The sequence below is a fragment of the Sedimentibacter sp. zth1 genome, from assembly GCF_017352195.1.
Taxonomy (GTDB): Bacteria; Bacillota; Clostridia; order Tissierellales; family Sedimentibacteraceae; genus UBA1535.
Window position 1 is genome coordinate 2983222 of sequence record NZ_CP071445.1, and the last position, 16323, is coordinate 2999544.

Consider the following 16323-nt stretch of genomic DNA (forward strand, 5'->3'; position numbering starts at 1 on the left):
AAATTATTTTTGTACTAATTCTTTAAACAAATCTATTTGTTTTGCATATGATTTTAATCCCATTTCCCAGAAAGCTTTATCAGTTAAGTCTATATCAGCTATTTTAGCAACATCTTCTACACTCATAACTGTAGTTGCTTTAAGTAACTTTTTGTATTTAGGTAAGAATACTTCGCCTTCTTCTTGATATTTTGCATAAAGTCCTCTTGCAAATAATCCACCAAATGCATATGGGAAGTTGTAGTAGCTAGTTCCTGTACTATAATAGTGACCTTTGCAAACCCACATATATGGATTTAATGTGTCTGCATCAAGTCCATCACCATATGCTTTCTTTTGAGCATCAATCATTATTTTACATAGTTCATCAGGAAACATAAAGCTATCTGTTCTGTTTTCAAATACTTTGCTTTCAAATAAATATCTTGAATAAATATCACAAATAATTTGTGCAGCATCTTGTAATTGGCTTTCTACCAAGGATAATTTCACATCATCGTTTTCAGCAGAAGCAATTGCTGCATTCATAATAATATTTTCATTGAATGTTGAGGCAGTTTCTGCAACAGGCATTGAATATCCTGTGTTAATAACATTGTTATCTTTAATATTATAATTGTGATATGCATGACCAAGTTCATGTGCAAGTGTAACAACATCACTAAAATTACCATCAAAGTTTGTTAATATTCTGCTTTCTTTAATTGGATGAATTCCAGCACAGAAAGCTCCACCAACTTTTCCATCTCTAGGGTAAAAATCTATCCATTCTTCATCAAATGCTGTTTGAACCATTTCAGCTAAATCAGGTGCAAAACCTTTGAAAAGATTAACTAAGTAGTCTTTTGTTTGTTCAGTTGTATATTTTGTGTTATTGTTTCCCATAGGAGCAAACATTTCATACCATGGAAGACCGTTGTTATATCCTAATGCTTTTCCTTTTACTTTTAAATATTCGTGAAATTTAGGTAAATACTCATTCATTGCTTCAAATAAAGCGTCTAATGTCTCTTTTTTCATATGAGCATTATGCAATGTTTGTTGAAGTGGAGAGTCAAAACCTCTAAGTTTACATTCATTAATAACTTGTAACTTAATGTTGTTTAATGAGAATGCAACAGAATCTTTTATTTTATCATAACATGCAAGTTCAGCATCATAAGCTTCTTTTCTAATGCTTTTATCTGTACTATTTGCAAGACTTCTAATTGAAGATAATGTAGTTTTTTCTCCTTTATAATCTACTTCTACACTTGATGTTAAATAAGATTGTAAATCAGCCCAAGCATTTCCACCACTAATGTCATATTTAGATATAACTTCTTCAACTTTATCGTCTAATATATATTTATTATTATTTTTAATATTATTTAGAAAATATTTGATTTCTTGAAGTTCTTTAGTAGAATCAATAAGTTCATCTAAATTGTCTAATTCTGCTATATATTTGGAAATTATTGTCTCGGGTTTTGTTATTGAACTTGCCTTGTCACTTAATCTTCCAAGATATGAAGCACTTTCAACATCTTTTGTATTAGCACTTTGCTTTAAACTAGCATAACTAAATAATTTCTCTAATAATGTTGCTTGTACTTCAAATAATTTTTTAATTTCTAACAAATTTGATTTAGCAGTATTTTGATTTAAATTTTTTGCTAAATCATTTAGTTGAATTATAGATTTATCTAGTTCTTTAACATCATTAATAAATCTAGGATCATCGTAACCATTGTAAATTTTGTCTAAGTTCCAAACAGTATTCATTTATATTACCTCTCAATTTTATTTTCTAATGTACAAAAACGTTTTCGTACAAAAAATATTATACCATATGGTCTATTTCCATACAATACTGTAATATTTTATTATCTAAATTAGTTTTAACAAAATTAAACATTCAATTTTTTTTTGATATTAGATTATTGTAAGTAACAACCTCATATTCATTGTTATGCTTTAAAATAGTATCAATTATTCGCTTGAATTTTTCTATACTACAGTAATTAGAGTTCCTGTTATAATTGTTATCATCAAGCCTATCAAACATAACTATACAGAAATAATTATTTTTTTTGCATCTGCTAATGAATTCTTCAAATTGTTCTACAGTTGTTGAATTGTTGATATTAATAACTTTTAAATGACAGTATTCTATTTCTCCATCCATCAAAATTATATTATCAGATGTTTTAATACTACAAAAATTATTTTCCTTTAGCAATTTAATTAAGTAGGGATTAACCTCACCATATGGAATTATGACTGAATCACTTGCAAAATCTAAATAGTGTGTATCCATATATTTTTTTGCTTTTATTATATCGCTAATCAGTTCATCACATTTAAAGTACATATTCTTCTCATGACTGTATGTTTGGTTTAGAATATTCCAACCCTTTATGTATAAGCTTGAAAGTTCAGAGTAATTCATGTAGCCATCTTCGTTCTCTAAAGAAGGTATAAACCCTACATTTGCAATCAGATTATTATTTTCGATGATTGGAAAAGCTTTATCATATATGGTTTTATAGCCACCACTGAATAATATTGCAATTTTTGATTTATTAGTTTTGCTGTCTATTACTTTTAAATCAGTTTTATTTATTGATAGTATAATTCTTGTTTTATCAATATTATCATATATTAATTTATAAGTATTTGGATAGAATAAACTTACTATAACAAATGATGTTATAAGTAATTTAATATTTTTAAACTTAAACATTTAGTCTCCTCTGCTTAGTTTGTTTTTTTAAAATAGCAATTGAAATTAACATCTTGACTTGGTTTTATAACAAAAACTTCATTAACTGACGTATAATCACCGTCCCAGCATGAAAATTCAAATCCTTCATCTGCAATAGCTTTTAGCGTAATTTCCATATCTTTAAAATAAATACCTTCAAAATTATTAGAAGATAAATCTACATTCACACCATTGATTTCTACTTTACCTCCTTTGGTAGAGTAAAGGCTTAAATTATAAATTCCACTTAGCTTAAAGTAGTCAATTATATGATTTCGAACATACATAGGCCTACTTTTCACAAAATCCTTGAGTATACTTATTTGGTTATACCATAAATTTATATTACCCTTGAAAATTTGCCAAACATTAATATGCTCCTGAACATATGGCTCGTAAATATCAGCAAACTTATTTATACTATCTAACACATTATCCTCTTTATAGATTGTATTTAGTCTGTCTGCAAAAGTATTTATAAATTGGGTTTTAAATTTATCATTATCTAATAATTTTCTAAAAATTAATGTTGACCAATTAGGATTAGGCCATTCAGTTTTTGTTTCATCTGTTGCAAATGATATCATATCAAAATCATATTGAGGTGTTGTGCTTGTATGAAGTCCCAAGCTATAATCAGTGTCATACAATAAATATCTCCATCTACCGTCATGCCCATACGAAGCATCTTCTACATAGCCTTCGGTACGTTTTCTCCATACCTTAACATTGTTTCCTGGCCAGTCTCTGTTAGCACAATATATTTGTAGTATATAGTACTCTATAAAATTATCTATATCTAAAAATCTAATTATATAATTGTAGTTAGCTTCTTTTGACATGTCATTAGCTTTAATAAAATTGTACATTTTATTAAAATACATTTCATCGCCAGGAAATCCTTCGTTTATTTCAGTGCCAGTAACATCAGTAGGATTTTTAAGTATAACAATATCATCATATTCAATTCCATAATAGGATTTAAAGTATTGATTGTTGTATGCCTCTTTTATACTGTGAATACCCATAAAAATTCCGTTTAGAAATAGTATACATGTTTGAGCTTCTTGTTTTTGTATATTTAAATTAGAAGGTACAAGACTTTGATTTAAATCGTCTCTAAATAATGCTCCATTTGAATCTGATGATGGAGTTCTTAAAACAAGTTTATTTAGTTTAATGTCTTTATTTCCTAGATAGTTTAAAGAAAAATAATCATTAGCATCATAGCAATCTCTTGCATAGCAGGCTAGTGATTTTATTGAATTTTCTCTGGAGTATCCACCAAATACGCGTATGCCAATTCCTTGATTGGTATAAGGCTGTGATTTATATTTAAATATCTCTATGTTTGCTTTCCTTTCCCATTTTCGTCCTTCTTGTGTATAATTTGCTGGAATAACATTTGTTAATAATTTTGAGCCGTTTTTAAGCCACTCATCATAAACCTCTCCTTTAACCAATATACCAGTTTTATAATCATATAAGTTTTTATTATTACTAACTATTGATACAATTGGTATTGAACTATTATAGTAATTATTGTTTTGTACAAAGTAGCTATTAGTTACAATATCACTCGAAGAAAAATCATCACAGAATGCTTTTGCTCTTACGATGGTTAACATATTTTCTTTTTCTTCTATTAATATTGGAGCAGTGTATTTAATAGAGCTAGTAGTAGGGTCTGTACCATCTAAGGTGTAATATATTGAAGCACATTTATTTATTGTAGATAGCTCCAAATTAAATTGTGAATCATAACACCCTCCCTTATGCGAAAAAAAAGGCTTTTCAAGCTTTGAACCTGGGAAATAATTTAAAAGTGGATTGATGGTATTGCTAGAATTAAGTGTACCACCTTCAAATACAAATATATTTTCTGAACCATCAGGCTGTCTGCCATATGAAATATTTTCATCAGTATTTTGTATAAGCATTATATTAGACCATGAACTGTTATTTGAACTAAGTATGAGTGACTTATCCTTATTTATATCTATTTTGAAATTGGTGTGAAGGTTATCAGTATCAGAGGTTAAATTTTTTCCTGATAACCATACTGTTAAATATGAATTAGGTTCTATATATACTTTTGGAAAAACCCACTTATATAAATTTTTGTTGTTATTTGACAATCCGAAATTTTCTAAATTTATTTTATCTTTAGAGTTGTTAAAAATCTCTACCCAGTTTTCATAGTATCCATAGCTGTCACAGTAACAGTTCTTATTGTTAGACATTATTTCATTTATACATAAAATATTTGTATAATCAATTCCTTTATTACTTAAAATGTCAATATCTATAAATATGGCAGCTATCAATATTATAAATAATATAAAAAATACGATTTTTTTTATTAAAAGTTTATTCATAGCTATTCACCCTATAATTATTTTTTAACCGCTAACCTCTCCATTGTAAGAAACAATATGTACTTCAGTTATATCTTTGATGGTAAAAAAGTGTTCAATTAAATTATCTTTGTTTACCTGCTTTAAAGTCATCTCATAAGTAAGCTCTGTTGAATCAAGACTAGTATTTTTCATACACATTTTGTTAGGTATTTTATAGTTTCTTAATACGTCTTGAATACATTCACACTTTAGATTATTTCCTTTTATTATTAGCAAATAACTATATGATGAATATGCTGTTTTGCTAAATAAAAATAATACAATTGCAATTATTATGCTTCCGATTATAGCTATCAAAAATGCTCCGCTTCCAGATGCGAGACCTATTGCAATTGCCCAAAACAAAAATGCAATATCTCGTGGTTCCTTAATTGCTGCTCTAAATCTGACAATAGACAATGCTCCTACCATACCTAATGATATTGCCAAATTATTGCCTATAAGCATCATTACAAGTGATGATATGAGAGCAATCATAACAATCGTTAGATTAAAATTTTGTGAATATACAACTGAACTATTAGTTTTTTTATATACCAAATATATAAAAAATGCTAAAATAACTGTAATAGAAAAGTTAAATATGATATTTTCAATAGTATACAATTTAGTGCCGTTAATAAGTAAATCAATTAAATTTTCTTTGTTCATTTTTTTCTCCTATTTTTTATTTGTTTTTCTAGCAATGCAGTATTTGCTGATTGATTCTCGCTGTAAAGTATATTTTGATAATATTTTTTGTATAAAGTTTGGTAATGTGTTGTTAAATTTCACTTCTAATATATGAGTATTGACATTTATGAGAGGATTCATTATGATATTTTCATTGAATATATCATAATTATTGCAGGATGCTCTTATGTTTTTATCAATTGTAATTCTGATGTTTTCAAAATTTAACATAAATGCTTCTCTGTCGTAATCAATTGTAATTACTGGCTTGTACAACGCTTTCTGAAATAAATACAATACTTTTATTACGGTTGTTGAATTATATTTAAGCAGAATGGATGTGTGCCCATTAATTAATTTAGCAGCATCATTTCTTGTAATCAGGCAGGTTTCTTTTTGCATATAAGAGCCAAACTTATTTTTAATTTCTAATTTAACACTTGGTGAAGTAGTATCATACAGCCTTAAACGTACCTTTTTTCTAGAGGCTGTACCAATTTGTTTTTCGTAATAATCAATATTGTTAAATGTATCAAAATATAAGCTTCTAATATAATAATCACCGTTTTTTTTGCTATTTAAATCCTTTTTCATACAATATGATAAAATTAAGGATAATTCATAAGCATCCTTTTTACTTATATAATATTTGACTTCATGTCTGTAAATTTTCAAATAATTTGTCTTTTTATCCATTGTATCCTCCAGATTGAATTTTTTTTCTCAAGATATACTTGTTATTTGTTCTTTTAATTTTATTCCAAGACCTAAATTTCAAACAGTATGAGATACTACCGTAGATAAAAAAGTAAATATACATAAACCTAAACAAAAGCATATCAATTAAAATAATAAATATATAATTTTTGAATTTTATGCTAGATACATATTTTTTAGCCTTATAAAGTGCAATAATTGAATAAATGTAATTGAAAATCAACAAAAGTAAAATATAATATAATAAATCTAAGTTTCCATTTGTAACTAGTTTAATGCTTATCAAATATAAATTTATAAACAAAGCTATAATAGCTATTGAATTTATAGTAATAGCATCGAAAAAAATAAAAAAGCATACATTGGATTTTATTAAATTTCTAAAAATAAATTTTCTGTTTTTTATTACAGAATCTATAAACCCTTTTTGCCATCTTATTCTTTGAGCAGATAAATCACGTAATTTTTCTGGACATTCTGTATAGCAAATAGCATTGTCGTTGTATATGATTTTTTTATTGTTTTGATAAGCATATTGCTGAATTCTTAAGGTTAAGTCTATATCCTCTCCCAAACCACTATTAAAACATCCGATTTCTTCTAATACAGTTCTTTTAAATACTCCAAAAGCACCAGAAATTATAGCTAAAGCATTATTATAGGCCAAAGAACTCTTGTAAACATAGAACCCCTTTATATAGTCAAGACTTTGCAAAAGTATAAGCAAACTTGGTTTCTTTTGAAGCTTAAATACTTGCATAATATGTATTGCTCCGCCCGAAGCAATAACATTTTTATCAGTAAATGTCATACTCATAATTTTGAGGGTATCACTTTTTAAAACACAATCTCCGTCCATTGTTAAAATTAATTCGCTATCGCTCAGAGAAATTGCTTTGTTTAAGCTATTTGCTTTGCCAGTATTATACTTGTCAATTACCGTTATATGGCTATATTTTACTGATTTTGATATGCTTTTTATAGAATTATCTAGCTTAACATAATTTGTATTGATTTTAGCTAATTCTAATTCATTGTTAAGAATATTAAATGTTTCATCTGTAGAGCCATCATTAACAAATATTACATTAAAATTTTTATAATCTAGATTTTGCAAACCATCAATAGTGTTCTTTATTATAGGAGCTTCATTATAGCATGGTATAATTATCGTTATGCTTTTTTGTGCATTATTATATTTGTAAATTATATTTTTGTGCTTAACAGATGAAAGTATATGATATACCGAAAGAATAGTGCTTAAAAAAGTTATCAAAAAAAGTATCAAATCAATTCCTCCTAACTGTTGTAGTAGCATTTACTTTTATATTCGTAACATTGAAATAGCAAGGAAATATAGTTGATGAATCAGGATCCCCTGGCCAATTACCACCAATTGCTTGATTTATAATAATATACATATAACTGTTGTAGACACCTGTATTAGTACTGAAAATCTTTTTATCATCAATAAACCATGTTAGGCTATCTTTTTGCCAGTCCAAAGAAATTTTATATGATGGTTTTGTACTAACTTCTTCCATGAAATAAGAACGATTTTGCTTTCCAAAAGTATCAATATAGTGATTAACCCCATAAAAAATATTAGGTTCACTTCCAATCATCTCAAATATGTCAATTTCTGGTAGTGATTTATCATCTTTTGGCAGCATCCATATTGCAGGAAAAATGCCTTGCCCTTCACAAACCTCAATAGTAAATTCAAAAGTACCATATAAATATGCATAATTACTTTTGACCATTCCAGATGTATATTTTTTAGCTTCATAATCATTAATGAGTGATGTTATCTTTATACTTTCATTTTCATAAATTACATTTGCTTTGCAGTAGCTTTGCAGTTCATTATTAGAGTTATCCGATTTTTCGATAACTCTCCACAGTTCTATTTTTGATTTTTTATTAACGTAATTATCTGCAATATCATTTATATTTTCATAGATATGCTTATCTTCATAACAAATATCTGATGCTAAATTTAATTGAGAGCATGTGTTTTTTAAATCAACTTGTTGCTTAGAATCGTTTAGTATGATGACAAGACTTATCCCACAAGTAATAAATATACTGATAAAAAAAATAACATATTTTACTTTCATCTTTATCACCTTTTATTAGTTTTATAATATATATGCAAAAAGTAAAAAATATATTTAAAAATAATTAAATTCCCCTTGCTTTTTTTTAATAAAGGTATATAATAATAAAAAATATATATAATATGTTAGCGATGATAAAAACTACGATTTATAAATTTCTACAGAGAGCTGGTGGTTGGTGTGAATCAGTGAAACGTTAAATCTTTCCGCTTTTGGAGCTATCGATGAATAATCGAAGGCTGGTAACCTTTATTTTACCGTACGAGTGGTTAGTATGAATGCTAGCAATTTGGGTGGCAACACGGATTCCTTCGTCCCATGAATTATGGGGATGATAGGGATTTTTTTATTTTGTGTTGGCAATGTGCCCTGAAAATGTTAATAAATATTAAATATAAGGAGACATGATATGTTAGATTTAAGATTTGTAAGAGAAAATTCAGAAGTAGTTAAACAAAATATAATGAATAAGTTTCAAAACAGTAAGTTGCCATTAGTTGATGAGGTTATTGCATTGGACAAGGAAAGTAGAGAAACTAAACAAAAAGCCGATGGATTAAGAGCTAATAGAAATAAATTTTCTAAACAAATTGGTGCATTGATGGGCCAAGGTAAAAAAGAAGAAGCAGAAGAAATGAAAAAACGTGTAACAGCAGCTGCAGAGGAATTATCTTCTTTAGAAGCAAGAGAAGAGGAATTACAAGATGAAATCAAAAAAAGAATGATGATTATACCAAATATTATTGATACAAGTGTTCCAATAGGAAAGGATGATAGTCAAAATGTAGAAATAGAAAAATTTGGTGAGCCAGTAGTTCCTAATTTTGATGTTCCTTATCACGCTGACATAATGTCAAAATTTAATGGACTAGATTTAGATGGTGCTAGAAAAGTTGCAGGTAATGGGTTCTATTATCTAATGGGAGATATTGCAAGATTACACTCAGCTATTATAACTTATGCAAGGGACTTTATGATAAATAAAGGATTCACATACTGTATTCCACCTTTTATGATTAGAAGTGATGTTGTTACAGGTGTTATGAGCTTTGCTGAAATGGATTCTATGATGTACAAGATTGAAGGCGAAGATTTATATTTAATTGGTACAAGTGAACACTCTATGATAGGTAAATTCATAGACACAATAATTTCAGAAGATTCTTTACCTCAAGCATTAACAAGTTATTCTCCATGTTTTAGAAAAGAAAAGGGTGCTCATGGAATTGAGGAAAGAGGAGTTTATAGAATACATCAATTTGAGAAACAAGAGATGGTAGTTGTTTGTAAACCAGAAGAAAGCAAAGAATGGTTTGAAAAAATGTGGAAATATACAGTAGAATTATTCCGTTCTTTAGACATACCTGTAAGAACGCTTGAGTGTTGTTCTGGAGATTTAGCAGATTTAAAAGTTAAATCTATAGATGTTGAGGCATGGTCTCCAAGACAGAAGAAATACTTTGAGATTGGAAGTTGCTCAAATTTAGGAGATGCACAAGCAAGAAGATTAAAAATTCGTGTAAGTGGTGAAAATGGTAAGTATTTTGCTCATACACTAAACAATACAGTTGTTGCTCCACCAAGAATGTTGATTGCATTTTTAGAAAACAATTTGAATGAAGATGGCACAATAAATATACCAAAAGCGTTACAACAATACATGGGTGGAATGACAAAAATACAATAAGCTAAGGTTGCAAAACTGAGGCTGCAAAATGACAATAAAATGTAGTAATATATTGATGGGGGTAAATATGATATATTTAATTTGCGCTATAGCGTGTAGTTCATCAATAGCACTAATTTTTAAATATACTGAACGAAATAATCTTAATAGATATCAAGTTACCGTATTTAACTATTTAACTGCTAGTATTATATCTTTATTTATGGTGTTAAAGTCAAAAATTCCTTTGCTAATTAGTTTTTCCAATCCTTTTGGAGCAGTAGTGAGTAATTTTACTGGAAATATTACTGATGAGGGAAGTTCTGTTATTTGCATAGTTTTAGGAATAGTTACAGGTATTCTTTATTTAGTAGGTTTTTTGTTGTATCAAGTTTCTATTAGACAGTCTGGCGCAAGTCTTGCAAGTATGTTCAATAGAATGGGTATACTAATACCAATGATTTTATCAATAGTTCTATGGAATGAATATCCTACACTTATAAGATGGATTGGAATTACCATAACTGTTGTAGCTATTATAATAGTAAATTTAAGTGATGATAAAAATCACAAACTGCAATTAAAGTGGAATTTGCTTATAATGTTTTTTGTTGCAGGTTTTGCAGAATTAAGCAATAAATTATTTCAAAAATATGCAATACTTGAATATAAAAATCATTTTTTATTTTTTTTATTTTTTACAGCATTTATAATTAGTGTTATTATGCTAATCAAAAATAAAAATTTGCAATTTAGTTTAAAAGCTAGTTTATGTGGTATTGCAGTAGGTATACCAAATATGCTAACAACATTTTTTGTAATCGAAGCATTAGATAAAATCCAAGCAATGATTGTTTATCCAGCTTTTAGTGCAGGGTCAATTGCATTAATTATGTTGCTTAGTATACTTATTTATAAGGAGAAACTAAAGAAAAATGAGATAATCGCATTGTGTATGACATTGATAGGAATAATATTAGTAAACATTTAACTGAATTTTAATAATAATACCAAAAACATTGATATTTGGATTTTTTGTGATAAAATATTAAAGGAAATTAAATTAATAATATAGGAGAGTAATTTATGAGTACTTTAGTATTTGTCATAATTGTTACTGCCATTGCAGGTGTTGGAGGAACTGGATTAGGTGGTATAATAGGAGCACTATTTAAAAAGGATTCAAATAAAAGAGTAAGTTTATTGTTAAGCTTTGCTGCTGGAATAATGTTGAGCATAGTATGTTTTGAATTGATTTTAGGTGCATTATATCCAGAAAATTCATCTTCGCAAACAAATGTTTTTATTGTAGTAGGCGGAATTATATTTGGTGTATTATTAATATATGTATTAAATTATCTGATAGATAAAAAATCAAACATTGAATTAGCACATATCGATAAAAACCATCCAAAGACAGCGGATGAACTTGACGAATTAATTCATAGTGACCATTTACAAAAACATATAAATAATAAAGATTCAAAAACCAAGTTATTTGTGGCAGGAATTGTAATGGCTTCAGCAATTGCTTTGCATAATTTGCCAGAAGGAATGACTATAGGTGCTTCGTTTATTAGTGATGTTTCTAGCGGAGTAAATATAAATACAAGATTAAGCTCTGGCATAATTATGGCATTCTTAATTGGATTTCATAATATTCCTGAAGGTATGTCAATTGCAGTACCATTGATTAGTGGTGGAATGTCTAAGCCAAAAGCAATTTTTGTAACTGCAATGAGTGGTGCTCCAACAGTTATTGGTGCAATTCTAGGTTATGTAATCGGAGATATCGGACCAATAGGACTGTCACTTAGTTTAAGTTTTGCTAGTGGTGCCATGATTTATGTAGTATTTGGTGAAATATTACCACAAGCAATATTGATGTACAAATCTAAGCTACCAACTTTTTTTATAGTTATTGGTATGTTGCTTGGATTAATTATAATATATATATAAAAATAAATACAAATTACAATTATTGGAGGATAATATGGAAAAATTAAAAAAGATTTCTTTAGAATTATCTAGTCTTGAAGAGCAATATTCTAGATTGACTTGGGTTCAGTATACTACTGGTTTTGATATGGGTGTTGAGCAAACTTATAAGCAAATAGTAGATAAATATTGTAATACTAGTGACTTTGAATATGTTAAAAAAACATATTTGAGAAGTGACTTAGATCCTAAGAGTAAAAGAGAAGCTGAAATACTATATAAGGGATATGAACCTTATCATTTATCAAAAGAGGTAAATGATTTATCAATTCAAATATCAAATTTAACTACAAAATTGTCTTCAGTGTTAAATACTTTTAGAAGCAAGATTGATGGAGTAGAGGTATCATCTGTTGAAATAGCACAAATATTGAGAAATGAAGAAGATAGAGAAAAAAGGAAAAAAGCATACTTCTCAAAGTGTCAAATTAACAAACCTCTCGTAGATGCAGGATTTTTAGAGTTGATAAAATTACGTAAACAATATGCGAAACTAAGAGGCTTTAATGATTTTGTAGAGATGAAGTTAAGTGATGATGAATTAAATGCACAAATATTTTCAACTTGGAAAGATGAGCTACATACAATGCTTCCAAAGATAAAATCAACAAGAGAACGTGTTGCAAAAAAATACTTGAACTATGATAAAATAATGCCTTGGGATGAAGCTTATTTAGTATCAAAAATGGCGCCATCATTAAGTAAAAGGGTTGATATGTCAGATTATTTCAATACACTAAGAAATTTTTTCTTGAACTTTGGTATTGATTTATCAACATATAATATTACATACGATTTATTTCCTAGAGCGAATAAATCTGAATGGGGTTATAACTTTCCAATAGCGACAAGAAAAGATTCAAGAATTCTTGCAAATGTTAAAAATCAATATAATGAGTACGGCGTTTTGCTACACGAAACAGGACATGCTGTTCATTCTTTCATACAAGACCCTAATGAAGATATATTAAATAGAGGTATAAGCGGAATTATAACAGAAGGAATAGCAAATCTATTTGGAAGTTTTTTGAGCGATGAAGTATTTATTAAACAATTCTTCGATAATCCAAAAGAAATAAAAGAAGAACTTAAAGAATTTAAAGAATTTACTAAAATAAATGCATTAGGCGCAATAACTAATATAATGTTTGACCAAAATATATATAGAAATGAATTAAATTCGTTACAAGATATTAATAATCTAGCTATAAGCACTTTAAAAGAGTATATGGATGATGATTTTGAAGGAACTGAATATCCTTGGGGCGTAAGAATTCACCATACAACACACCCTATATATTTACATAACTATTTTATGGGAGATGTTACTTGTGAAATGCTTAGAAAAACATTTATTAAGAAATATAACTGTGAAAATATTATGGAAAAACCAGTTGAATTTGCACAATTCTTAATTAAATCAGTAATTGAACCTTCAGGATTATATAAGTACCCAGAATTATTTAAAAGAATAAGTGGAGAAGATTTTTCATTAAAATATATGCTGTAAGATTAATCCACCATGTTAAATAAAAAAGCATCAAAGTTTAAGTTTTTATACTTAAATTTTGGTGCTTAATAGTTATTCTTTATTTAAATATGATTTTATTACATCTAAAAACAATTTACCATATCTTTCGAGCTTTACTTGTCCAACACCTGAAACTTCTAGAAATTGTGTTTCATTAACAGGCTTCTTATTACACATATCCTTAAGAGCACTATCAGCAAAGACTACAAATGCAGGTACGCCATGTTCAGAAGCTATTTCTAGTCTCAATGCTTTAAGCTTAATTAATAGATTATCGTCAATCTCTATATCTAAAACATCTTTGCTTTTACTAGATGATTTTGTTTTTCCAATTTCTTCGATGTCTTTTTCTGCACAAATTTTCATTGTAAGTAATTCTTTATCTTTTATAAATTTCCTTGCTTTATTTTCTAACTTTATAAGAGGGTACTCGTCATTAGTAACTCTTAAATAATTATTTATAATTAAATAATTAATTATGTCTCTAATATAAATTTCTGATTCATTCATTATTCCATAGGTAGAAAGTTTGTCAAAACCTAAAGTTAAAATCCTTTTGTTCTTACTTCCCCTCAATATATTGATTATCATTTTAGTTCCGTAATTCTCTTTGACTCTTAGGATGCAGGAAATTATCTTTTGTGCTGCCAGAGTAATATCAACATTCTCATATTTTGTTATGCAATTTATGCATTTTTGACAATTATCATTTGCTTGTTCACCAAAATAATTAAGTATAAATTTTCTAAGACATTCTTTTGTTTGACAGTACATATTCATTATTTTTAAACGTTCACGGTCTTTTGATTTTAATCTTTTTTCGATTTCATTATCCTCATAAATTCTATCTTTAGAATGCTCAATCATAAAAGAGTTGATTACTAAATCTTGACCACTGTAAAGAATTATACAATGAGCCTCACTGCCATCTCTACCGGCTCTACCAGCTTCTTGATAGTAGCTTTCAATATCTTTTGGCATATTAAAATGTACAACAAAGGATACATTTGACTTATCTATACCCATACCAAAAGCATTGGTTGCAACCATGATTTTAGATTTATCATATAGAAAATCGTCTTGATTTTGTTTTCTTTCTTTATCTGCTAACCCAGCATGATATCTTGTTGCTTTATATTTATGTACTTTTAAATATTCACAAACTTTTTCAACGGTTTCTCTAGTAGAGCAATAAACAATACCATTTTCATCATTTGTTTTCTTCAAAAAATTCAATAAATAACTATATTTGTCCTTGGGTTTTTGAACTTCAAAAAATAAGTTTTTTCTATCAAAACCAGTAACTAAAACAAATGGATTTTTTAAATTTAATATTGAAGTTATATCTTCTTTTACTTTTTGAGTAGCAGTTGCAGTAAAAGCAGAAATTATAGGTTTTATTTTCAAATTGTTAATAAAATCAATAATTTTTGTATAACTAGGTCTGAAATCTTGACCCCACTGTGATATACAATGAGCTTCATCAATTGTAATCATTGAAATATTAAGTTCTAAACAACAGTTAATAAAATTATCAGTTAATAATCTTTCTGGTGCTACATATATTATTTTATATTTATAATTTTTAATGTTTTCTATAGTGGATAAATATTGGCTATTTGTCAAGGAACTGTTAAGATAAGCGGCATTTATACCTAGTTCATTAAGTCCATTTACTTGATCTTTCATCAAAGATATAAGTGGAGATATTACAATAGTTATACCACTAAATAACATAGCAGGGATTTGAAAACAGACGGATTTTCCTGCTCCTGTTGGCATTATACCCAAAGAATCTCTTTGACATAATATTGAATTTATAATTTGCTCTTGACCTTCTCTAAAATTACTATATCCAAAATAGGTTTTTAAAGCTTTTTTTGCATCATTAATATTCATATTTTCCTCTTAACTATTTTATTAGAATTATTATATCATATTATGTCTTATCCTACAAAAATAAAAGCAAGATATATATTCATATCTTGCTTTTATTTTAATTAGTTTATTGCATGCCTATTTTGCTATTCATTTGTTGAATATAACTTTTTGCACTTTGTTCTTTCAACTTCTTTGCATTTTCTACAATTGAGCCAGAATATTGATTTTGTGGTGTACTTTGAACGTATTGTTTTACGTTTTCATAATTTTGTTGATATTGGTTTTGTTTTAATTGAGATGCCTTTTTGACTACATCTTTCATTGATAAATTAGTATTATTAGTTAACTGATTTGAACTATAATTTTGCATTTATTTCTCCTTTCAAATCTTAATAGATAGTTATCTATCATAGTTATAGTATTTGTAATAATAATAAAGTTAGTAATGCAATTTTTAGTCATAAAAAATATTATTACCACAAAAAGTTTATTTTACTTTAAAAGTATAAAATTATTAAAATTCAAAAATAAGTTAGTTTTTAATTTTTTAACTTTACTGATTGACATTGAAA

Annotated in this window: 13 protein-coding genes; 4 read left to right on the top strand and 9 right to left on the bottom strand. The window is 27.5% G+C overall.

The features are described 5' to 3' along the window. Window positions 1–3: 3 nt before the first annotated feature. The 7 genes from JYG23_RS14075 to JYG23_RS14105 form a co-directional block, all read right to left on the bottom strand. Entirely contained in the window at window positions 4–1764 is a 1761-nt protein-coding gene (locus JYG23_RS14075; RefSeq protein ID WP_207236308.1) for a M3 family oligoendopeptidase, read from the bottom strand. Window positions 1765–1897: 133 nt separating this feature from the next. Further along, entirely contained in the window at window positions 1898–2725 is an 828-nt protein-coding gene (locus tag JYG23_RS14080) for a polysaccharide deacetylase family protein (protein WP_207236309.1), read from the bottom strand. A gap of 14 nt (window positions 2726–2739) precedes the next feature. Then, window positions 2740–5124 (bottom strand): CotH kinase family protein, encoded by a 2385-nt coding sequence (locus JYG23_RS14085; RefSeq protein WP_207236310.1) that lies wholly within the window; start codon window positions 5122–5124, stop codon window positions 2740–2742. A 24-nt stretch (window positions 5125–5148) separates the two neighbouring features. Further along, window positions 5149–5817: a DUF4956 domain-containing protein gene (locus tag JYG23_RS14090; RefSeq protein ID WP_207236311.1), complete on the bottom strand. Its 669-nt coding sequence runs from the start codon at window positions 5815–5817 to the stop codon at window positions 5149–5151. A 9-nt stretch (window positions 5818–5826) separates the two neighbouring features. Next, entirely contained in the window at window positions 5827–6534 is a 708-nt protein-coding gene (locus JYG23_RS14095) for a polyphosphate polymerase domain-containing protein (protein ID WP_207236312.1), read from the bottom strand. Then, window positions 6527–7843, bottom strand: coding sequence for a glycosyltransferase family 2 protein (locus JYG23_RS14100; protein ID WP_207236313.1), 1317 nt, complete (start codon window positions 7841–7843; stop codon window positions 6527–6529). Before JYG23_RS14100 ends, JYG23_RS14095 begins: the two co-directional genes overlap by 8 nt. 1 nt (window position 7844) lies before the next feature. Next, complete coding sequence (locus JYG23_RS14105; protein ID WP_207236314.1) at window positions 7845–8675, bottom strand: family 16 glycosylhydrolase; 831 nt, start codon at window positions 8673–8675, stop codon at window positions 7845–7847. Between the two features lie 409 nt (window positions 8676–9084). On the opposite strand from JYG23_RS14105, the gene serS reads away from it, so the two are divergent. The 4 genes from serS (at window position 9085) to JYG23_RS14125 (ending at window position 13849) form a co-directional block, all read left to right on the top strand. Further along, complete coding sequence (gene serS, locus JYG23_RS14110) at window positions 9085–10362, top strand: serine--tRNA ligase (protein ID WP_207236315.1); 1278 nt, start codon at window positions 9085–9087, stop codon at window positions 10360–10362. 67 nt (window positions 10363–10429) lie between these two features. Beyond that, window positions 10430–11332 (top strand): EamA family transporter, encoded by a 903-nt coding sequence (locus JYG23_RS14115; RefSeq protein ID WP_207236316.1) that lies wholly within the window; start codon window positions 10430–10432, stop codon window positions 11330–11332. Window positions 11333–11427: 95 nt separating this feature from the next. Next, window positions 11428–12300 (top strand): ZIP family metal transporter, encoded by an 873-nt coding sequence (locus JYG23_RS14120; RefSeq protein ID WP_207236317.1) that lies wholly within the window; start codon window positions 11428–11430, stop codon window positions 12298–12300. 34 nt (window positions 12301–12334) lie between these two features. Beyond that, window positions 12335–13849: a M3 family metallopeptidase gene (locus JYG23_RS14125; protein WP_207236318.1), complete on the top strand. Its 1515-nt coding sequence runs from the start codon at window positions 12335–12337 to the stop codon at window positions 13847–13849. 72 nt (window positions 13850–13921) lie between these two features. On the opposite strand, the gene recQ is transcribed toward JYG23_RS14125, so the two are convergent. Beyond that, window positions 13922–15769, bottom strand: coding sequence for a DNA helicase RecQ (gene recQ / locus JYG23_RS14130; RefSeq protein WP_207236319.1), 1848 nt, complete (start codon window positions 15767–15769; stop codon window positions 13922–13924). 106 nt (window positions 15770–15875) lie between these two features. Then, entirely contained in the window at window positions 15876–16121 is a 246-nt protein-coding gene (locus tag JYG23_RS14135) for a hypothetical protein (protein WP_207236320.1), read from the bottom strand. Between the last annotated feature and the right edge of the window lie 202 nt (window positions 16122–16323).